Here is a 21,845-nt window from a genome sequence, read left to right as displayed (position 1 = left end):
GACAAATTCGCATCCCTACACATCCTTTCGGTAATCGTATGGTGGTCCTTCAGCCGTCGCGCTCCAAATTCATAAGTACACGTATGAGGGCACTGAAAAAGTACGATTACCTTCAATCCCGTTGATTTCCGTTCCGAGCGGACGCTTACACACTATATAGAATGTCATAAATTCTTTTCTTCCAAAATAACTGCATTCTCCCCTTGAGCACACTAGTACTCCTCGGTAAATCTGTCATGAATAGTTAGTCGAAAGTGGGCCGAAAATAGTCTAGTGAAAATGGAGGTTATCAAGCCCTTCTCACTAGTATTTCATGCGAATAAATGGTAAATCAAATTACCTTTTTTACAACCTTATTTACACTAGCTACATAGTTTGTGATAAAATACTCCTTAAAAACAATTTCCCACAAACAAGGAGTGTTTCCCATTGAAGATTGAACCTTCGTTAAAAATGTCCATTTTTGCACCTGCCATTTTCGGCGATTTAAAAGTAGCAGCCGAAGCGAAAAAAGCAACGGGCGCTGAAGTCTTTGATTTAAGTCTTGGGAGTCCGGATCTTCCTCCTGACGAAAAAGTGAGACGTGTGTTATCAGAACAAAGCGCTCTGGCGAATACATATGGCTATACACTAGGCGGCACAAAACGGTTTAACGAAGCCGTCGCGAATTATTATGAACGACGTTCCGGTGTTACGCTCAATCCTGAAACGGAAATCATTCAAACAATGGGTTCTCAAGAAGGACTTGTCCATCTGCCACTCGCTTTTTGCAATGAAGGGGACTTTGTGTTGACAACGAATCCTGCTTACGTAGCGTATGAGGCTGGCATTAAGCTTGCTGGCGCTGTTCCATATGAGATGCCGTTACGTGCAGAAAACGGGTTTCTACCTAATTTGGATGAAATTCCTGAAGACATTGCACAAAAAGCTAAATTGCTGATTTTGAATCTACCAGGAAACCCTGTTCCTGCTATGCCGAATTGTGCATTTTTCGAGAAAGTAGTAGCTTTCGCCAAGAAATACAATATTATTGTGCTTCATGACGCTGCTTATTCTGAATACTATTTTACAGGCGGTTCTCCAATTAGTTTTCTATCGACTCCCGGTGCAATGGAGGTCGGAATGGAGATTAATTCATTATCTAAAAGCTTTAGCCTTGCCGGTGCACGTATCGCTTACATCGTTGGTAATGCTGAGATAGTACATATTTTAAGACAACTCAAATCGAATTTGGATTATGGAACGTTCGGTCCGATTCAGGAAGCGGCTGTCATGGCACTCGATAATGCGGAAGAGATTACGGATCGCCTGCGGGCAGAATTTTCTGCGCGCCATAGGGTATTAATGAAAGGCATGGAGGAGATTGGTTGGTCTGCTACTCCTTCAAACGGTGGGATGTTTGTCTGGGCAAAGTATCCGTTCGAGATGGACGACAAGGAATTTGTATTTAAAGTAATCGACAAATGTGGTGTTGTCATGGTTCCTGGTAGCATCTTCGGCTCTGAAGGCGCTGGATTCGTTCGGTTGGCGCTTGTGCAGAAAGTGGCTGTGCTGCAGAAAGCGGTTGATCGATTACGGAATTTAAGTATTTAAGCGGTGTAAGGTTAGCGTGGGACGGAGATTTCTGTCCCTGCTAACCTTTTTATGCGGAGTTTATTTAAGTACGGGTCAATCTTGTAAAGTGTATTTATAGATTGAATTGGGTTAAGATTTTACTATATACGATAATCAAGCAATCCTAATAGTCTGCACACATTATATGAATAGTGAACGCCCGGATTTGATTCCTGTTAATATAGTTTAAGTAGTCAAGTGAATCCTGTGCAACTTTTCTCGCGTATTCAACGTTATGATGATCCGATTTTATGGGTACATTTGTAATAATATCACGGGAATAATCCGTCCCGAGAACTTGAATGGACTTCTCGGTGATCCAATTTGTAAACCAGGGTATCTTACCAAGTTCCTTTGGATAGATGCATTCAAAATAAGTTGTTGGATTTATTTATTTCGAGTGACAAAATGTAGTTTGTTGATATTGAGTTTACATACATCTACTAAAATGAACTTATTAAAAGATTCAACGGAATGGAGTTAAAAACTATGGACAAGAAAAAAGTCGGCTTGAAGCCGTTTTTCTCTCTGATTTTATCAACAGGAATCCCGAAGCTAGCTTTGGCTGTAGGCTTGACGGCAGGTGTTTTGACAACACTTGCAGGTTTGGTTGTTCCTTTACTAACGAAAAACTTAGTGGATGGTTTTTCAGTTGCCTCGTTAAGCGTCCCGATAATGATTGCTATCGGGGTAGCATTTATTGTTCAAGCAGTAATTGATGGGGTATCCATTTATTTGCTGAGTTATGTAGGACAAAAAGTAGTTGCGAGATTACGTGAAAGAATGTGGACAAAACTGCTTCGTTTGCCTGTCAGTCATTTTGACAAGGAATCTAGCGGTGAAACGGTGAGCCGTGTCGTTAATGATACGGGAATCGTGAAAGAATTGATTACGCAACATTTCCCACAATTCATTACGGGTATCATTTCGATTATAGGTGCGGTGACGATCCTGCTTATTATGGATTGGAAAATGACACTTATCATGTTGATTTCGGTTCCAATTACAGTGGGAATTATGATTCCATTAGGCACCAAAATGGCGAAGATTTCTCGTGGATTACAAGATGAAACAGCTATATTCACAGGCAATATTCAACAGACACTCGGCGAAATCCGTTTGATGAAAGCTTCTAATGCTGAAGAGAATGAAGAGGCGAATGGGAAAGTTGGAATTGGGAAATTACTCGGATTTGGCTTGAAAGAAGCTCGTATTACTGCTTTGATTGCTCCCTTTATGTATCTAGTTGTTATGGTTGTCATCGTCATGATTATCGGATATGGCGGTATGCGTGTTGCGAACGGTACAATGTCGACAGGTGCCCTTGTTGCATTCCTGTTATATCTGTTCCAAATTATTTTTCCAATTACATCATTTGCAATGTTCTTTACACAATTGCAGAAAGCGAAAGGTGCAACAGAACGTATTATCGACATTTTAGAATTACCGTTGGAAGAAGGGCAAGATGGCTTGGTGATGGATATTGCGAACAAACCAATTCAAGTTGTGGACGTATCGTTTGCCTATGAAGACGACGAGCCGGTGATTGGAAATGTGTCCTTTGAGGCCCAGCCTGGTGAAATGATTGCATTCGCCGGACCGAGTGGTGGAGGGAAAACGACGATGTTCGGATTACTTGAGCGTTTTTACGAACCGACATCCGGTGAAATTCAAATTGGCGGTGTGCCGATAAAAGAGTTGTCGATGGCGTCGTGGCGTAGTCAAATCGGTTACGTTTCACAAGAGAGTGCCATGATGGCGGGGACAATTCGTGAAAACTTATGTTACGGTTTGGAAAATGGGGCCAGCATTTCGGATCAAAGGCTTTGGGAAGTCGCTGAAATGGCGTATGCCGACGAATTTGTTAAAACATTTTCGAAAGGATTGGATACAGAAGTCGGCGAACGAGGTGTGAAACTTTCTGGAGGGCAAAGGCAACGTATCGCCATCGCTCGTGCTTTTTTACGGGATCCAAAGATCTTGATGATGGACGAAGCAACTGCGAGCCTGGATAGCCAATCGGAAGGCGTCGTTCAAGATGCACTGACGCGATTGATGGAAGGGCGTACAACATTCGTCATTGCCCACAGATTATCAACTATTGTCGATGCAGATAAAATCATTTTCATCGAAAATGGGCAAGTGACAGGCAGCGGAACTCATAAAGAATTGATACAATCACATGCATTGTATCGTGAATTTGCTGAACAACAATTGGCGTAAGAGAGAAAATAGGGAAGAGCTGTTCGATTTGCTTTATATTGTACATGAAAAACAGAGGTCGTCTGGAACTAGACACTGTACCTAGTTGAAAACGTATACTTATCTTTTAAAAAAGGTGTTGCCCACAAGTCGGAAATTTAGCGACTCATAGGGCAACACCTTTTTGTATGTTAACGAGGTTTACTCCTCTTTTTTTCCGACTATCCCATAAAAGAAAAGCGTTATAAGATCTTCAGTCATCGGGAGTACAGTTAAGGAGACATCTTTTTGCTGTAAATAGTCTTTAAACATTTGCATATAAACTAAAATTGCTTCATTCGACATGTTTTGATCAATAAACCCTTGCTCTTTTCCCTCGTCAAACAAAGCAATCATGCGAGGAATTGCTTCTCTTGTATATATTTCTTCAACATAACTTTTTCCGGTTGAATAATCATTCATAAAGTATTGGAAAAATTGGCTGTTAAATTGATTTGCATAGTCACTTTTGCTGAAAGTAATTTGCTTTATTTTATCCAAAAAAGGAAGATCACTATTTAATTGCTTTTTTTGTTCTTCCCATATTTGGTCTACATAGAATTTGAGAACGAGCTGGGTTAAATTTTCTTTACTTTCAAAGTATTTATAAATCGTAACCTGAGATACATTCGCTTTCGCAGCGATTTCAGCAATCGAAACTTTTTGGACACCAGCATCCATAAATAATGTCAATGCAGCTTGTAGAATCGCATTTTCTTTTTGTTCTCTACGTCGTTGAAATCCATCCACCTCTTTCACCTCATTGCTAGTTTAGCGGAAGATATGTAATAAAACAATATAAATAGTGCATAAACTATTGTTAAGGAGTTTGTTTTCTTATATTATGAACTATAAAGACTATAATATTTCAAAACTAATACGTTTTTTATGAATGGGGGATTAACAATGACTGTATTAAAAACGACCAATTTAACGAAAAAGTTCGGTGGTTTTACAGCTTTAGATGGAATAGACCTTGAATTGAACAAAGGAGAAGTTTTTGGTTTCATCGGTCCGAATGGTGCTGGAAAGTCTACCACTATCCGCGTATTACTCGGAATTTTAAAGGCAACAGAGGGAACTGTTGAGATTTTTGGTAAGGATGCGTGGGAAGACGCAGTTGAAATACATAAGCGTATTGCTTATGTGCCAGGAGATGTGAATCTGTGGCCAAATTTAACCGGTGGTGAGGTAATTGATTTATTCGTGAAATTGCGAGGGGCAAATCATGAAAGTCGGCGTGAGGAACTCATTCGCAAATTCGATTTAGATCCAACTAAAAAATGTAGAACGTATTCAAAAGGAAACCGGCAAAAGGTGGCATTGATTGCTGCCTTCTCGTCAGAAGCAGAACTTTATATATTGGATGAACCGACGTCAGGCCTTGATCCGTTAATGGAACAAGTTTTCCAACAGTGTGTGATGGATGTGAAAAGAGCAGGGAAGAGTGTCCTACTTTCCAGTCATATTTTATCTGAAGTAGAAAAGTTGTGTGACAGGGTCGGTATTATTAGGCAAGGGAAGATTATCGAAACAGGAACTTTACGTGAATTACGACATTTAACCCGTACAAATCTTTTGGTAGAGACAAAACAACCGATTACGTTGTTACAAGAAATAACAGGTGTCTATGATATTAAAGAGAAAAATCAAGCACTGTCATTCCAAGTAGAAACTGAAGCATTGGCCACTGTTATGAAACATATTAGTCAATTCGGTATTGTGAAATTGGAAAGTGCACCACCAACTTTAGAGGATTTATTTATGGGGTACTATGAAGGAAACTCTGAGGGAACTGAAGAAACGGGAGTGGGAGGTGCGTCTTAATGGCGAAGCATTTGTACAAAAACACTGGAACTTTATCTCGTTTAATCATAAGAAGAGATCGTATCCGACTTCCGATTTGGTTGCTATCTTTAGCGATTCTTACATTTTCTATCGCCCTCTCATTTACAGATCTTTACGCGACGGAGCAAGACAGACAGGCAATTGCTGAAACGATGAAGAACCCTGCCATGACTGCGATGGTCGGTAAAGGATATGGCTTAGAAAATTACACGTCAGGTGCTATGATGGCTCACCAAATGTTGCTCTTCACAGCTGTGGCAGTTGCAATTATGAGTATCTTACTTGTTGTACGTCATACAAGAGCGGATGAAGAGGACGGACGTATTGAAATGATCCGTTCGCTTCCTACTGGACGATTATCAAATTTACATGCAACCATTCTTGTTATATGCGGAGTGAATGTCATCATGGCGCTCATTATCGGTATTGGTTTGTCCGTTCTGAATATAGAAGGTATGGGTATGGAAGGTTCGCTCTTATATGGAGCGGCTTTAGCGGCAACAGGTATTTTTTTCACAGCGCTAACTGCAGTGTTTGCACAGATTTCGGAAAGTTCTCGAGGCACGACCGGATTATCCTTTACAGCGTTGGGTATTGCTTATTTCATCCGTGCAATAGGGGATGTAGGCAATGAGGGACTTTCTTGGTTTTCGCCGTTTGGTTGGGTATTGGGTGCGCAAGTATATGTGAATAATTACTGGTGGCCAATTTTACTGACGATTGGTGCCGCACTTATCTTGGTCATTGTCGCACTCTATCTGAATGCTATCCGTGATCTAGGATCGGGATTTTTATCCTCCAAACCTGGGAAAAAACATGCATCAGCCTTTTTACAAAGCCCGCTTGGGTTGACGTTAAGGCTTCAGCGTACATCGTTAATAGCCTGGGCAATTGGAATGTACGTGCTAGGCGCCTCTTATGGCTCGGTTTTAGGGGACTTGGATTCCTTCTTTGAAGATATCGACATAATGAAGGATCTTATAGCACCTGTTGAAGGGCTTTCATTAACAGAACAATTCATCCCAATGCTTATGTCCATTATGGCGATGATCTGCACAATTCCGGCTCTAATGGCCATGCTCAAGTTGATAGGGGAAGAGAGGAAGGAGCGTACGGAGCATTTACTAAGTCGGGCGGTATCCCGTTCGCGGCTGATGGGCAGCACGTTTAGCGTTGCCATTGCCGTCAGCTTTGTAATGTTGTCTCTTACAGCAATCGGTCTTTGGTCAGCAGGTGTAGTCGTTATAGACGGGGGTATCTCTTTTGGAATGATTTACGGGGCGGCAATGGTTTATCTCCCTGCGATATGGATTATGATTGGGTTTGCGGTACTTCTCATTGGGATTGCACCGAGAGTGACGAGTTTAACTTGGGTATACTTGCTCTATTCATTCATTGTTGTTTACTTAGGTGGGTTGCTTAAATTTCCGGAATGGATGGGTAATCTATCTCCATATGGTCATATTCCTCAACTTCCTGTTGAAGGTATGAATTTTATGATGTTCTTCATACTGACAGTTTTTGCGGGTGTGTTAGTGATTGTCGGCTTTATCGGGTATTCGAAACGGGATATTGAAGGCTGAGCTATATTCGTACTCTGATAAAACCAAAAGTACACCTCAAGAATATCTAAGTGATGTACTCTTGTTAATAATATGTGAAATATTATTAACAAAACATGATTTTAAGTAACCTCGTGTACATTCACTTGTCCTAAATGTTGTATAGAAGTCATCTATACAATTCTTGCCATAAAAACCTATCCGTGTTAAACTATTCTTACTATTAGTGAGCGGGGGTGAGGAATGATGTTAGACACTGTGTATGCACGTGGAAGTCTATTGGAATATTTAGCCACTTCATGTGCGATTACTCATGAAATTGCAGTCGACGGGACGAGTCTGTCCTTTTCTAGACAATTTCAGTAATCACACAGCTGTTTAGCATGCATTCCTTGCGAAAATTTTTAAGGGGAAGATCGCTTACACGCGGTCTTTTTTGTTGTCTAGACTCCAGTGCTTTTTGGGTCTACCAAGGCGCTAGCTCTTTTCGTGAGATGCTTCCAGTTGTGAAAACAGGACGAGGGGAAGCGGAAAATGATGATATGTACAGTTCAACAAATAAGCAAAATGCTCGGTGGGAATATGATTTTTGAGAATCTTTCTTTGGACATTAAAACAGGTGATAAATTAGGTGTTGTCGGACGGAACGGTAGTGGGAAAACAACGTTATTTAAGTTGATTTCGGGAGCGGAGCAACCTGACAGTGGGGCAATTCATTTTAAAAAGGGTACAAAGATAGGCTATTTAGCGCAAATCCCTTTATATGAAAAAGAAACGACCGGTTATGATGTGCTCAACAGTGCATTTGTAGAACTAAAAGAAATGCAGGCAAAAATGTCGGAGTTAGAAGCAGAGCTAGCCAATGCCGGAAACGCGGACATGGATAAGTTGCTTCGGGTATACGGAGATTTACAGGAGGAATTCGCCAATCGTGAGGGCTATGCCGTAGATTCGGAAATTGAGAAAGTCATCAATGGATTGCAATTGAAACCGTTTGTTGGACGTTCTTTTGGGCAATTGAGCGGTGGCGAACAGACGAAGATTATGCTTGGGAAGCTATTATTAACGAAACCTGATTTGTTGTTATTGGATGAACCGACGAATCATTTGGACTTATTTGCAGTTGAATGGTTGGAAGCATATTTAACGGATTACTCAGGAACAGTAGTTATTATTTCACATGACCGTTACTTCTTGGATTGTGTCGTGACGAAGGTTGCTGATCTTGAAGAAGGGGAGATTCATCTTTATTACGGGAATTATTCTGCCTTTATTCTAGAAAAAGAAGCGCGTCTCATGAGGGAATTCCAAAATTACGAAGAGCAACAAAAGAAAATTAAAAAAATGAAGGAGGCCATTAAACGGCTCCACCAATGGGCAAATGAAGCCAATCCTCCAAACCCTGGATTGCACCGACAAGCGCGCAATATGGAACGGGCGCTAGAACGGATGGAAAAAGTAAGAAAGCCACTTATCGACCCGAAGAAAATGACTTTGTCGTTTGAAGCTGCGCCACGGAGTGGTAAGGAAGTCGTTGTAATGGAAGGAATCACGAAATCATTTGGTCAACAGGAGCTATTGAAGGGTGCGGACTTCCATGTGTATTGGAAGGATCGAACAGCGATTGTAGGGCGGAATGGATGCGGGAAATCGACCGTACTGAGAATTCTTTTAGGTGAGCTTCCGATTGACACTGGAATGAGTAAAGTGGGAAGTAATGTGAAAATCGGATTCTTGTCGCAGCACTTTGAAATTTCGGATCCGAAGGCGCGTTTGATAGATGTCTTTCGGGGTGAAGTAACTATTGCCGAAGGGGAAGCCCGACATATATTAGCGAAGTTTATGTTTTACGGTCCAGATGTATTCATGCGAGTTGGCGACCTAAGCGGTGGAGAGCGCATGCGGCTTCGATTGGCACAGCTGATGTACCAGGACGTCAATTTCCTTGTGCTTGACGAGCCAACAAACCATTTGGATATTGAGTCACGTGAAGTGCTTGAAGAGGCACTGGAAGACTTTACGGGTACAATCGTTGCCGTTTCACATGATCGTTATTTCTTGAATAAATTATTCTCTCGCACAGCATGGTTGGAAGATGGACTCATGACGACATTTGAAGGACCCTATAATTGGGCACGTGAAAAGTGGCAAGAGATTCAAAGTCGCATGGTAGTCGGAGTGCCTGAACCCATTGCGGTGAAAAAGCCGAAGATAGATAAAAAGGAAAAAGAAGTAACTATAAACGTGGAACAAGAAATAGCGAGACTTGAACAAAAAATCGATTCATTGGAAAAGAAAGCGGAAGACGAATCTGATTGGATGAAATATGAATCAATCATGGCGGAAGTTACCGTGATTAAACAAGAGCTAGAGTCTTATTATGAAATATGGATGAGAGAAGTAGAATAGGTACTGAGTGTATACAGTCTGGGAGGGAGTAATCCTTTCCCAGACTTTTTCGTTCTTAAGAAAAAACTTGCATAATTCTTTCAGGCGGAGTAATATAATGACTAGATGACCGAAACGGTTTTATGGTCAATGAGATAATCCATTCAAAGTGAGGTGGAAAAATGGACCGCAGGCAAGAAATTCTCGAGGGAGCCGCGAAATCATTTTCGCTGTTCGGCTATAAAGCAACAACGATGGACCAAGTTGCGAAAATTGCGAATGTCGGCAAAGGAACAATCTATACGTTCTTCTCCAATAAAGAAGAACTGTTCAATGCCATTGTATTGAAGATGATTAACGAAATGCGTGCGGAAGCAGATGCTGTTTCTGTTGAAGGTGCACCTTTTGAACAAAATGCCCATGCTAGACTGATGCAAATGCTCAAATTCCGTGGAACGCATCAATTGTATGTGAAGTTAATAGATGAAGAAAAAGAACTGCGTACACCTGCCGTAGGTGAAGTGCTACAGGCAATTGAAAAAGAAATCGTTTTTTATGTAAAAGAGAAGATCGAAAAGGGAATTGCCAAAGGTGAAGTAAAGCCTTGCGATACAGAACTTGTCGCATATATGTTATTTAAAGCATACCTCGCACTTGTCTCAGACTGGGATAAAACCCACGATGAAGAGCTATCGGAAGAGCGTATCGCTGCGTTATTAAATGGGACCATTTTTAAAAGTCTCTTAGTTTGAGACTTTATTTTTTATTCTGAAATGACTACTTGAGGAAAGTGGTCAGCCAGTACAGGAGGAAGTAAATAGATGAAAAATTCAATGACATGGGCAGAGTGGAAACTGCTCTTACGTTCAAAAAAAATAATCGTTCCACTGATAGCTATATTGTTTATCCCTGTCCTTTATGCAGGCATGTTTTTATGGGCGTTTTGGAATCCATATGCCAATATGAGTGATTTGCCTGTTGCAATCGTCGACCTTGATAATGGAGCGGAAATGGACGGTAAACAGTTGGCCCTTGGGAAGGAACTGACCGATAAATTAATTGACAGTAAGCAGTTTGATTTTAAGAAAGTATCAAAATCAGATGCAGAAAATGGGCTCGAAAATGAAGATTATTACGTCGTAATTGAAATACCGGAAAACTTCTCCGAACATGCAACAACACTTTTGGATGATGAACCGGAAAAACTGACAATTGTCTATAAGCCAAATGAAGGGTTCAACTTCCTATCTGCTCAGATCGGAGAAACGGCAATGGATCGGATCCGTGCAGAAGTGAATGAACAAGTCGCTTCAACGTACGCGGAAAAGCTCTTTGATTCCATTACTGAAATGGGCGATGGATTCGGTGAAGCGGCGGACGGCGCCGGTGAATTACATGATGGTGCCGCAAAACTATCATCAGGTGCAGATGAATTGAAAGGGTATCTTGAAACGTTGGCAAGTAGCACGATTACACTTGCGGATGGTTCACAGAAACTTGCACAAGGAGCGAACGATGCAGCTAAAGGTGCCAATGAGTTGAATAAAGGACTCGGTACTTTATCGCAAGGGTCAAAAGATCTTCTTGCAGGTGCACAAAAGGCGTCAGCAGGAGCTGGAGGACTTAAGGATGGCATCGCTGGCTATACAGAAGGTGTCGGCCAATTGACCGCAAGTTACGGTCAAATGGGTCAGAAGGAACAAGAATTTAACGCAGCTGTTGGGACATTGAAAGAGAAATCAGGGCAATTGAATGGTGCGGCAGGTCAGCTTTCTGGTGCGGCCGGAAATTTAACTGCTGGAATTGAGGGGTTGTCTACACAGCTCGCTCCTGTTCTTGCTGAACTTTCAGAGGAACAACAAACTGCAATCAAAGAAACACTCGGCCAATTGAAACAAGGAAGCGCTGAACTTTCTGGCGGAATGAAAGAATTATCTGCTGGTACAGCTTCAATGGCGGCAGGTACCACAGATTTAAATGGCGCTGCAGGTCAACTTTCCGGCGCACATAGTCAAGGACTTGCTGGGTTAGAGAAGTTGAACGGATCTTCCCCACAACTAATTGAAGGGGCGAACGCTCTTGCGTCAGGCAACGATACACTTGCAGCTGGATTGAAACAATTTTCTGAAGGCGTCACGGCTGCACAGAAAGGGTCATCCGATCTTGCAACAGGCCTCACTTCATTAACAGAAGGAACGGGTACACTACAAACAGGAACAGAAACACTTGCATCTAAATCGCAAGAACTTGCTAAAGGATCGGCGACAATTGCTGATGGTATAGTTGAACTTGATGAAGGAACATTGACGCTGCAAGAAAAACTTGCGGAAGCAAATGGAACTGCTAGTGAAGTGAATCCGACAGACAAAACATATGGAATGGTCGGGGCACCTGTAGATGTTGAGAAAGATGGCATTAACCAAGTACCGAACTATGGTACCGGTTTTGCACCATACTTCTTGTCACTTGGATTATTTGTTGGTGCGCTTCTTCTTTCCATCGTCTTCCCGCTAGTCGAACCGGCTATTAAACCGACAGGGGCATTCGGATGGTTCACAAGTAAAGTTTCTGTGCTGGCGATCGTCGGTCTATTGCAGGCACTTATCGCAGCAGGAGTTGTGAAATTTGCACTCGGCATGGAAACAGTGAATACACCGTTATTCGTCTTGACTGCGATCATCACGAGCTACACATTCATTGCGCTTGTACAGATGTGCGTGTCCATTCTTTCAGACGCGGGACGTTTTGTAGCAATCCTTGTCCTGATCTTGCAATTGACGACAAGCGCAGGGACATTCCCGCTCGAATTAATACCGGCACCACTGCAAATTTTCAACACATTATTGCCGATGACGTATTCCGTACAAGCATTCAAAGCCGCCATCTCAACAGGCAATATGTCATTCCTTTGGATGAATAACGGTATTCTCATCGGATTCATGGTCGCGTTCCTTGCGATTACATTCGGATACTTTGCACTTCTTTACAAAAAGAGGTATTCAAAAGAAACAGTAGAAGCGTAAATTAAGTTAAAGTAGCCCCTCTAGGCGGAAGGAATTCCGTGATAGAGGGGCTTTTTGTTAGTTGCTAAAAGTTCGTAACGTTTTGGCTGAACAAGACACCATTCTGCCAAAAGTAAACAACGCATTGCGTCGACTAGACAACGCTTTGCAGAAACTAAACAACGTGCAGTAATATACCTTATAGGAATTTCTACGAATGGTTATACAATCCGTTCAAGATCCTACAAAATCGCCACCATCAACATGTATTGTCTGGCCAGTCATATAACTGGAATCACTTGAAGCGAGAAACACATAAGCCGGCGCATTTTCAGCAGGTTGGCCCCGACGTTTAACCGGTGTGTTTGCTCCATGTTCTTTGACTTTCTTTGCGTCAAACGTGGCCGGAATGAGCGGTGTCCAAATTGGACCAGGCGCAACGGCGTTGACACGTATTCCTTTTTCGGCCAAGTTTAGTGCAATAGAACGTGTAAAGGAAGTAATCGCACCTTTTGTTGCGGAATAATCGAGCAATTCTTTTGACCCATTATACGCCGTAATAGATGAGGTATTGATGATGGTATCGCCGTCAGTCATATGATTCAAAGCCGCCTTCGTCATATAAAATAAACCGAAGAAATTCGTGTCGAACGTTTCCCGAAGCTGATCGGCTGAAATCAACGAGATATCTTTTTGTGGAAACTGTTTACCGGCATTGTTGACAAGAATATTCAAACCACCGAATTCATTAACAACCTCATCCACCAATTGCTCGCAATGCTCTTCCTCACTAATATCAATTCGGATTTTCAGTGCTTTTCCACCATAGCCTTCAATGAGCTTCACCGTTTTATCTGCGTCAATATCCTCCTGTTCACTCAAATATGCAATCGCTACATTCGCACCTTCTTTTGCAAAGGCGACGGCTACTGCCCGACCGATACCGCTATCGCCGCCTGTGATTAAAGCGCTTTTTCCTGTCAATTTGCCTGAACCTTTATAATTCTCATCGTCATAAATCGGCGCCGGATTCATTTCCTCCTCTACACCAGGTTGCTGGTCCTGAGTCTGCCCTGAAACCTGATTATCAATTTTTTCGTATTTATCTTTTGGCATAATAATTCCTCCTCTGCTGATTGTCGTATAGAGGGATTATTCCCTGAATCGATTTCTATAAACACATTGTTTAACTATAAAAGAAGTGTTTCACCGGTTTTTTACCATTGAAAGAGGGAATAGGAAAATAAGAAAGAAGGTGATTTCATTGAGGAATCAAACAGTTTGGGACCGAGTTAAACTGCCGGTTGCCTCAATCAGTTGGCTCTTGTCGATACTAGCCATATTGATCATTACATACAATGCGGTACCGCTTTATTACTATTTGGCATTCGGTGTTCTAGCATTATTATTCTTCAGTGTGTCGGACAGAGCTGCATTTTTCTTTTATATCACATTAATGCTTGTGACAGTATTCTATATTCTCTTCCTAGCATTTAAAGAAGGCTGGCAACCGGGTGAACAGGCGTTGGCAATCGGTCTGCATTTCATTTTCTTGATTCATTTATTTTCGTTATATAGCTTATCGAAATATGTCTATCAGATTGGTACGGAAAATAGGTTACTAAAAAGCCGTATTGCTCAGTTAGAAGAATATATTTTGGAAGAGGGCGTTTTGACGAAGCATGAATTTGAGAAACAGGCGGTACTTATATTATCTAATATGAGCCGCCGTCAGGAAACAGGATTCTATTTAAAAGCAGATTTAATTGATATGAATCGGACGGTTCAGAAGAAAGTCATGCATACTCTAGCAAGTATGATGTATGCGGCATTTAGGAAAAACTATGATATCGTCGGTCAATATGATAATACAACACTGATAGTTCTAGTTCAGAATACTGAAGAAGAAGGCCTTGGTATTGTAAGGGGACGGCTCGAAAAACTCATGATAGAACGTCTAGAAGAGGGTACCATCGAGAAGATTAGGTGGACCGTAATAAAAATAGACGGAGATAAGACCTTGCGTGAATCGGCGGTGGTCACATGAAAGGTCGACTTTGGGTTTTAATTCTGAGTTTTTCTCTGTTTCTTACTCTGCTTGTAGTCGCGGTGATATTCAATGTTAGATTGTTACTGTTTTTTACTACAGCACTTTTTTTAGTATTGCTCCTTTATTATTCTGTTTTAACGATTGCTGGATTATATAGCCGGCTTACAAACAAAAAAATCCCAGTATTGGACTATTATCCGGGTGTAGATATTTTAATCCCAGCTCACAATGAAGGAGTTGTTATTAAGGACACAATAGAAGCGATGGTGGCAATCGATTATCCAGGTATTCTGCAAATTTATATATTGAATGACAACTCATCTGATAATACAGACGAAATCGCGGATGCGTTTGCAAATGCCTTTAAAAATGTCCACCATATAAAAGTACCTCCAGGTGAGCCACGTGGAAAATCGAGGGTACTTAATTATGGACTAAGTATTTCGGATAACAAATATTATTGTGTCTATGATGCGGACAATCAACCAGAGCGGCATGCGCTTGTAAAGTTGGTCGCAATTGCAGAGACACAGGAACGGGCAGGCGGGGCTGTCGGATATGTAAGAACGATGAATGAATCAGCCACTTGGCTTACAAGAATGATTTCTATTGAGTTTCAAGTATTTCAACTGCTCATGCAATCGGGAAGGTGGCAATTGTTCAAAACCGGATCACTTACTGGCACGAACATGCTTGTAAAGCGATCGGTCATAGAAGAGCTCGGAGGATACGATCCATACGCTATTGCGGAAGATGCAGAATTGACACTGCGTATTACACAAAAAGGGTATTATTTGCCGATTGTCCCAGAGTCAATCACATGGGAACAAGAGCCTGAAACGCTTGGTGTCTACTTGAAACAACGGACAAGATGGCTGCAAGGGAACTTGTATATTGTAGAAAAAACACTAATAGAACCAGGTTATTTCAAAGGCAAGCTGCTCGTCCATTCCATTCATCAGCTGCTTGTTTACGTCGTTTTTTGGTTTTTTCTAGTGTTTTCCTATATATGGTTTGTGCTGGGAATCCTTGATGTCTTTTTTATCGAATACACCTATCCGCTCTTATTCATCTGGTATCTTGCCTATATTGTGTATACAGCGCAGTTATTTGCAGCACAGGCGAGTCAAAGAACCTTTTCACCAGTTAATATTTTTGTCAGTGTCATTATGTACTTTACGTACGCACAGCTATTTTCCTATTTGTTCGTGCGCAGTTTAATTTTTTATATAAAGGCTAAGAAAAACCGCCAAACAATTGGCTGGGATAAAACAGAGAGATTTAAGTCAAAATAAAACGAGTTACTTGGGCAGTCGATGTCCAAGTAACTCGTTTTATATTATAAAAGTCCAATCCATTTCCAATACGTAGCACTAAACAGCAGGATGAGTAAATACCCGATAACCGTTAGAGCTATACCTGATTTCAAGAAATCCTTTACCGTGAATGAACCGGTACCGTAAGCGAGCATGTTTTGCGGTGCGCTGACTGGAAGAAGGAACCCAAAACTGATAACGAATTGTTGGATCAAGACAAATCCGACACTGTTCGCATCCAAGGAAATCGTCGTGGTAAGCGCGATGAAAATCGGGATAAGTGCCGATGATAAGCTCGTCGCACTGGCGAATCCGAGGTGAATGAGAATGTTGAATAACGACAGCAAGGCAATCGTTGCAAGAAGCGGCATATTGTCAAGACCCATTGCACCGAACACTCTATTGGACAGCCACTGAGCGCCTCCTGTATCTAAGAGGACGGTACCAAGTGCAATCCCCACAGCGAAGACGATGATCGTGCCCCATGGAATAAGTTTTTCAACCGTTTTCCAGTCAAATACGCCGATTCTTGGGGCGAGCAGAATCGCAATCGCGACAAGAGTCACTGTCGTCGTATCAAACGGGTGGAGTACTTCTTCTGTTGACCAGAAGAACAGCAGTGCTAGTGCGACAACAATTAATCTTTTTTCTGACGATTTCATCGGACCAAGTTCTTTTAGCTGACCTTGGATCAATTCTTTCCCGCCTTCGACAACCTGTGTTTCCGGCTTAATCAGCTTAATCATTATGAAATACAAAGCAATAGACATAAGGATTGCCCACGGAGCTGCATACAAGAACCAAGCTCCCCAAGAGACGGATACACCCATTTCCTTTTCAATGAAACCGAGCGCAACCATATTTTGTGCGGCTCCGGTTTTGATTCCTATATTCCAGATTGAGACGGATTGAACAGCAGTGATGACCAGAAGTGCACCAAGCCGACTATTATGAGGTAGTCCGAACGCTGCAACCATTCCGAGTAGAATCGGAACAACTGCGCCCGCACGTGCTGTTGCACTTGGTACGAAGAACGCAAGTACAATGGATACAATTATGGCGCCGAAAACGATAGCCCCTGTTTTAACCCCGACTTTTGATAGGATATAGAGCGCCAACCGTTTGTGAAGATTTGTCGCTTGCATTGCTGCGGCTAAAAATAGAGCGGCAGCAACAAGAGCAACTGCCGAATTGGAGAATCCGCCAAGGGCCATTTGAAGAGCGGATTTTGTGCCTAGCATGACATCGGGATTTGCCATATCCGGCGCAAGGCCGAGCGTAACCGCAAGTAGACTGATAATCATTGCTGAACTTACCGGATATGCCACTGCTTCCGTCATCCAAAGAATGACGGCAAATGCCAAAATAGCGAGTGCACGTTGCCCCATTACAGGCAAGTCGCCAGAATTAGGAAGAAGCATGATGACAATCATGACGGTGAATGCAAGGGCAATCCAATACGGTTTTAAATTTCGTTTTGGCTTAGTAATATTTTCTGTGCTTTCCAAATGTATTCGACCCTTTCTTATTTAAATATAGCTACACTTTTAGGTTACCCAACAAACGCAGGCATTGAAACTAATAGACTTAATAATCTAAAGCAATTCGATGGAACTTGTGAACTTAAGCTGTAAAACGTAAATATATGAGTTTTTGTAAGGGTTTTTTCATTTTCGACTTGCATTATTGAATCTCTCTGTGTAATATTTAAAACGTAATCATTACGATTTAGGAAAAGAGGACAGTCCATTATGAATGAAATAAAAAAAGTTCCAGTCACGGTGTTGAGTGGTTATTTAGGAGCGGGTAAAACAACCGTTTTAAATCATCTTCTTGCAAATCGCGAAGGACTACGAATTGCAGTTATCGTCAATGACATGAGTGAAATCAATATTGATTCGGCTTTAATACAAAACAACGGTTTTTCACGTACGGAAGAAAAACTTATTGAACTGTCGAATGGCTGTATATGCTGCACATTACGTGAAGATTTAATGATAGAAGTGGAAAAACTTGTGGCTGAAGGTAATATTGACTATATCATCATTGAATCGACGGGTATTTCCGAACCAATTCCCGTGGCACAAACGTTTACGTACATTGATGAAGAAGTGGGAATCGATTTATCCAAAGTATGTCGACTCGACAGTATGGTGACAGTTGTGGACGCGTTCCGTTTCTGGAAGGACTATGAAAGCGGGGAAACGTTGCTCGATCGCAAGCAAACCGATGATGAAAACGATCATCGAGATATAGCAGATCTATTGGTAGATCAACTTGAATTCGCTAATATATTATTGGTAAATAAATTGGATCTTATTAATGAAGATTATAAAGAGCCATTTTTTGCTTTTCTTAAGAAGGTGAACCCAGACGCAGAGATCATACCGATTGAATTCGGTCGTGTGGATCCTGTGAAGATTTTGAACCGTCAGTTATTTGATTTCGACAAATCGAGTCAAGGGGCGGGGTGGATAAAGGAATTAAACGAGGAACATGTACCGGAAACCGATGAATACGGCATTACATCTTTTGTGTACAGGAGAAGTCGTCCATTCCATCCGGAGAGATGGCATGAATGGCTGACAGGGTTCCCACAAGAAATAGTTCGTTCGAAAGGTTTTTTCTGGTTAGCAACGCGCCCGGATATGGCAGGATTGCTATCGCAGGCTGGTTCTTCAATTATATTCCAAGGGGCAGGTCAGTGGATTGCAGCACTTCCGAAGGCACAACAAAAGTTAGTTTTCGCCGACGACCCGGAATTGTTGGAACGTTGGGATGACAAGCATGGTGATCGTCAAACGGAACTGGTTTTCATCGGACTTGATATGGACAGAGAAGAGATTGAAGAGGATCTAGATGATTGCTTGTTGACAGAAGAGGAAATGGCGATGGATTGGTCTGGATTTGCAGATCCGCTACCGATATTCGTGGCGGCTGAATAAGGGGAATAATCCGTTCATGGGGTTATATGATCGGTCGAGCGTGGGCTATGATTGGTCCGTGAGGTTATATGATCGGTCGAGCGAAGGTTATGATCGGTTCGTGAGATTATTTGATTGGTCGAGCGAAGGTTATGATCGGTTCGTGAGGTTATATGATTGGTAGAGCGAAGGTTATGATCGGCTCGTGGGGTTATATGATTGGTAGTGCGAAAGTTATGATCGGTTCGTAAGGTTATATGATCGGTCGACCGTGAGCTATGTTCTACCATCCCCCTTATCTCTAATCCTTCCTAAGTTCATACTTTGCTACTCATTCAATCGATTGTTTGTAGCGTATTGTTATAAAAAACTGGAACTATACATGTTGAACTTATGATTCTGTCTACTCACCAGCGAAGGCGACTACTGGGGTAGCCGAAGCAATAAGACAGACAGTGGGTTTTCGTCTGGCTTATTGCGGGAGGCATCCCCTAGCGCCAAGCGTTCTTAGCAGGATTCTTTAATTCAACATATATAATAAAAATTTTCAGTTTAGTGAAACGAAATCGCCCTATCAGAGTCTAATGGTGTAACAAACCAAAAGGAAAGGGTTGGTCAAATTGAGAAAAAAGGTTAGTTGGCTTTTTATTACGGCATTCATTACAGTAGTTGCAATATCTTTCGCGTTTTTCATCGACAAAGTGACTGTTACGGCATCCAATATTGCGCTTTCCAATCAAGGATGGCACGCAAGCTTCTCCACGCCGTTGAAAAAGGAGGCAATAGGATCAGATGATTTGTATATAACTGATCGAAATGGAAAGCATGTAACTGCCGAAGTTACGCTTGAAAACGCTGGTAAGACCCTATATGTAAAGGGCCTTGCACCAGGGGCATATACACTTCACGTCCAGAAAAATGCGTTTAACGGCAAGGTCTTAAAATCGTTGCCAATCGATGAAATCAAATTTACTATCCACGAAACGATAGAATCCATCGCATCAGTAAAAGAGTTGGAAGCCTATTTTGAACGGGCGAAGTCCATACAACAATCAAATCCTACCGTAACAGAAGAAAGAGAAGATTCAGCAACGTCAAATACTGCAACATTAGAATCTGCTAAAAGTAGTAGTTCAGATCATTCGACAACGAACAATCAAGTAGAAGGAGTCGATGAAGCTGATAGCGTAAAGACAGACGGTAACTATATATATACTGTAATGGGCAATAACAAAGTCACCATTACCGATATCCGCGACCCGAAGAAAATCCGAAAAGCTTCGGAGATTAAAATGGAAGAAGAATTTTATCCGTCCCAGTTATTTCTCCACGGCGATACGCTCATTGTCCTTGGTGAGAAATATGAACCTTACAACAACGATGAGGACACGAACGAGGCAAGGATCAGCAGGCCAATGAATGGAATGACTACGGTTCGAATGTATAATGTGTTGAATCCAAATACGCCTAAACTTATTCGAGAAATCGGAGCGGAAGGCTATCTAAACGGCGCACGGAAAACAGGAGATATGCTGTATTTTGTAACGAATGTACAGCCGAACTTCTGGATCATGAATGAAATCGACGGAGACACGCTTCGTCCCCGCGTATATGATTCCATAGTAGGCGATGATCCCGAACTGATTGACTACAAGGACATCGCGATTCTACCGGGTGCGATGGAACCGACGTATTCCGTCATTACAGCCATCGACCTTTCATCGCTAGTAGAAGGTAAAGTTGTGACAAAAGGCTATCTCGGTGGAAGTGAGCAGCTTTACATGTCCGAAGACAATTTATATCTCACAGCGACAATTTACGAAACGAACGCCTCCACATCGAATAAAATGATCTGGAACCCTGGCACTGCAAACAGTGAGTTATTCAAGTTTACATTGAACAAGACAACTGTCACATTCCAAAATTCAGCCACACTGAAAGGGCATTTACTTAACCAGTTTTCAATGGATGAACATAATGGTTATTTCCGTGCCGTCACGACGGAAGGGAATATGTGGGATGATAAAAAACCATCTAAAAACCATCTCTTCATTTTGGATGAAAACCTTAATACCACAGGATCCGTCGAGGGTCTTGCGAAAGGCGAACGCATCTACTCTGCACGATTCATGGGGGATAAGGCTTATATGGTAACGTTCCGGGAAACGGATCCACTGTTTGTCATTGATGTGGCCGATCCGACTGCCCCAAAAGTGCTTGGCGAGCTGAAGATTCCTGGCTTTAGCAATTACTTGCATCCGCTTGACGAAAACCATCTCATTGGCTTTGGTTATGAAACGGTTGCTGAGAAAAATCCACAAGGGGGTGAGCCACTTATTTTGACGATGGGTATGAAAGTTTCCCTATTTGATGTGACTGATTTCAATAACCCAAAAGAGAAGGACACTGAAATCATTGGTGGTCGTGGAACATACTCGCAAATTCAATATGATCACAAGGCATTGTTCCAACATGAAGGACGAAATTTATACGGTTTCCCGGTATCGATTTACGATGAAATCGGGAAAGACCATAACATTGACTTTCAAAGTTCCGGCGCACTTGTTTACGAAATTACTCCGGAACATGGTATCGTCCTAAAAGGGGATTTACTGAAAGTGAAAAGCCGCGGAGAGCAATACGGGGATTGGGAGAAAGAAATCCAACGTATGCTGTACAGCAAAGACATCTTGTATACAGTTTCAATGAAGGAAATCAATAATTACTCGCTTGATACGTACGCACCAATCGGTAGCTTGCAAATTGACTGAATAGGATTCAAAGTTGAAAGATCCGGACTTCACGCCGGATCTTTTTCTTATGAAGAAAGTTAGGAAATCGCTTTGTTCATTGTCATTTGTCTTCAGCTTCGATAAGATTATTTAATGGAGAGGAATTGG

General features: G+C 41.9%; 15 protein-coding genes. 12 read left to right on the top strand and 3 right to left on the bottom strand.

The features are described from left to right. Window positions 1–429 precede the first annotated feature (429 nt). Together MKX62_RS05605 and MKX62_RS05600 are read left to right on the top strand one after the other, a co-directional pair. Window positions 430–1,593: an aminotransferase class I/II-fold pyridoxal phosphate-dependent enzyme gene (locus MKX62_RS05605; RefSeq protein ID WP_340741009.1), complete on the top strand. Its 1,164-nt coding sequence runs from the start codon at window positions 430–432 to the stop codon at window positions 1,591–1,593. Between the two features lie 510 nt (window positions 1,594–2,103). Continuing rightward, window positions 2,104–3,837 (top strand): ABC transporter ATP-binding protein, encoded by a 1,734-nt coding sequence (locus MKX62_RS05600; protein WP_340741008.1) that lies wholly within the window; start codon window positions 2,104–2,106, stop codon window positions 3,835–3,837. A 180-nt stretch (window positions 3,838–4,017) separates the two neighbouring features. On the opposite strand, the gene MKX62_RS05595 is transcribed toward MKX62_RS05600, so the two are convergent. Next, complete coding sequence (locus MKX62_RS05595; RefSeq protein WP_067213374.1) at window positions 4,018–4,605, bottom strand: TetR/AcrR family transcriptional regulator; 588 nt, start codon at window positions 4,603–4,605, stop codon at window positions 4,018–4,020. A gap of 156 nt (window positions 4,606–4,761) precedes the next feature. Here MKX62_RS05595 and MKX62_RS05590 point away from each other — a divergent pair, with 156 nt between their 5' ends. The 6 genes from MKX62_RS05590 to MKX62_RS05565 all read left to right on the top strand — a co-directional run bounded on the left by MKX62_RS05590 (window position 4,762) and on the right by MKX62_RS05565 (window position 12,676). Further along, window positions 4,762–5,682, top strand: coding sequence for an ABC transporter ATP-binding protein (locus MKX62_RS05590; RefSeq protein WP_340741007.1), 921 nt, complete (start codon window positions 4,762–4,764; stop codon window positions 5,680–5,682). Beyond that, entirely contained in the window at window positions 5,682–7,286 is a 1,605-nt protein-coding gene (locus tag MKX62_RS05585; RefSeq protein WP_067213369.1) for an ABC transporter permease, read from the top strand. The genes MKX62_RS05590 and MKX62_RS05585 overlap by 1 nt, the downstream gene beginning before the upstream one ends. A gap of 222 nt (window positions 7,287–7,508) precedes the next feature. Continuing rightward, on the top strand, window positions 7,509–7,631 hold the full coding sequence (locus MKX62_RS05580) for an RAxF-45 family protein (RefSeq protein ID WP_257722493.1): 123 nt from the start codon (window positions 7,509–7,511) through the stop codon (window positions 7,629–7,631). A 168-nt stretch (window positions 7,632–7,799) separates the two neighbouring features. Then, on the top strand, window positions 7,800–9,674 hold the full coding sequence (gene abc-f / locus MKX62_RS05575) for a ribosomal protection-like ABC-F family protein (RefSeq protein ID WP_340741006.1): 1,875 nt from the start codon (window positions 7,800–7,802) through the stop codon (window positions 9,672–9,674). 161 nt (window positions 9,675–9,835) lie between these two features. Continuing rightward, entirely contained in the window at window positions 9,836–10,405 is a 570-nt protein-coding gene (locus MKX62_RS05570) for a TetR/AcrR family transcriptional regulator (RefSeq protein WP_067213367.1), read from the top strand. A 69-nt stretch (window positions 10,406–10,474) separates the two neighbouring features. Further along, window positions 10,475–12,676, top strand: coding sequence for a YhgE/Pip family protein (locus MKX62_RS05565; RefSeq protein WP_231885731.1), 2,202 nt, complete (start codon window positions 10,475–10,477; stop codon window positions 12,674–12,676). A gap of 213 nt (window positions 12,677–12,889) precedes the next feature. Here the strand turns inward: MKX62_RS05565 and MKX62_RS05560 are convergent, their stop codons facing one another. Then, a complete protein-coding gene (locus tag MKX62_RS05560; protein WP_067213364.1) occupies window positions 12,890–13,771 on the bottom strand; it encodes an SDR family oxidoreductase in 882 nt (293 codons plus the stop codon). A 148-nt stretch (window positions 13,772–13,919) separates the two neighbouring features. Here MKX62_RS05560 and MKX62_RS05555 point away from each other — a divergent pair, with 148 nt between their 5' ends. Continuing rightward, window positions 13,920–14,702: a hypothetical protein gene (locus MKX62_RS05555; RefSeq protein ID WP_340741005.1), complete on the top strand. Its 783-nt coding sequence runs from the start codon at window positions 13,920–13,922 to the stop codon at window positions 14,700–14,702. Next, window positions 14,699–16,000, top strand: coding sequence for a glycosyltransferase family 2 protein (locus MKX62_RS05550; protein WP_340741004.1), 1,302 nt, complete (start codon window positions 14,699–14,701; stop codon window positions 15,998–16,000). The genes MKX62_RS05555 and MKX62_RS05550 overlap by 4 nt, the downstream gene beginning before the upstream one ends. A 44-nt stretch (window positions 16,001–16,044) precedes the next feature. Here MKX62_RS05550 and MKX62_RS05545 read toward each other — a convergent pair whose 3' ends face one another. Beyond that, a complete protein-coding gene (locus MKX62_RS05545; RefSeq protein ID WP_370569921.1) occupies window positions 16,045–17,529 on the bottom strand; it encodes a DASS family sodium-coupled anion symporter in 1,485 nt (494 codons plus the stop codon). A gap of 243 nt (window positions 17,530–17,772) precedes the next feature. Between MKX62_RS05545 and MKX62_RS05540 the strand changes: the two genes are divergently transcribed. Together MKX62_RS05540 and MKX62_RS05535 are read left to right on the top strand one after the other, a co-directional pair. After that, complete coding sequence (locus MKX62_RS05540) at window positions 17,773–18,966, top strand: GTP-binding protein (protein WP_340741003.1); 1,194 nt, start codon at window positions 17,773–17,775, stop codon at window positions 18,964–18,966. A gap of 599 nt (window positions 18,967–19,565) precedes the next feature. Continuing rightward, window positions 19,566–21,716, top strand: coding sequence for a beta-propeller domain-containing protein (locus tag MKX62_RS05535; RefSeq protein ID WP_340741002.1), 2,151 nt, complete (start codon window positions 19,566–19,568; stop codon window positions 21,714–21,716). Window positions 21,717–21,845 lie beyond the last annotated feature (129 nt).

Origin of the sequence: Sporosarcina sp. FSL K6-5500, from assembly GCF_038005665.1 — a bacterium.
Classification (GTDB): Bacteria; Bacillota; Bacilli; order Bacillales_A; family Planococcaceae; genus Sporosarcina; species Sporosarcina psychrophila.
This window is presented reverse-complemented; position numbering and strand designations above follow the sequence as displayed.

What these genes read in the sequence shown, in the direction of transcription:
- MKX62_RS05600 (WP_340741008.1), top strand. Translation starts at nt 2,104, where the DNA reads ATGGACAAGAAAAAAGTCGGCTTGAAGCCGTTTTTCTCTCTGATTTTA.
- MKX62_RS05590 (WP_340741007.1), top strand. Translation starts at nt 4,762, where the DNA reads ATGACTGTATTAAAAACGACCAATTTAACGAAAAAGTTCGGTGGTTTT.
- MKX62_RS05585 (WP_067213369.1), top strand. Translation starts at nt 5,682, where the DNA reads ATGGCGAAGCATTTGTACAAAAACACTGGAACTTTATCTCGTTTAATC.
- MKX62_RS05580 (WP_257722493.1), top strand. Translation starts at nt 7,509, where the DNA reads ATGATGTTAGACACTGTGTATGCACGTGGAAGTCTATTGGAATATTTA.
- abc-f (WP_340741006.1), top strand. Translation starts at nt 7,800, where the DNA reads ATGATGATATGTACAGTTCAACAAATAAGCAAAATGCTCGGTGGGAAT.
- MKX62_RS05570 (WP_067213367.1), top strand. Translation starts at nt 9,836, where the DNA reads ATGGACCGCAGGCAAGAAATTCTCGAGGGAGCCGCGAAATCATTTTCG.
- MKX62_RS05565 (WP_231885731.1), top strand. Translation starts at nt 10,475, where the DNA reads ATGAAAAATTCAATGACATGGGCAGAGTGGAAACTGCTCTTACGTTCA.
- MKX62_RS05560 (WP_067213364.1), bottom strand. Translation starts at nt 13,771, where the DNA reads ATGCCAAAAGATAAATACGAAAAAATTGATAATCAGGTTTCAGGGCAG.
- MKX62_RS05550 (WP_340741004.1), top strand. Translation starts at nt 14,699, where the DNA reads ATGAAAGGTCGACTTTGGGTTTTAATTCTGAGTTTTTCTCTGTTTCTT.
- MKX62_RS05540 (WP_340741003.1), top strand. Translation starts at nt 17,773, where the DNA reads ATGAATGAAATAAAAAAAGTTCCAGTCACGGTGTTGAGTGGTTATTTA.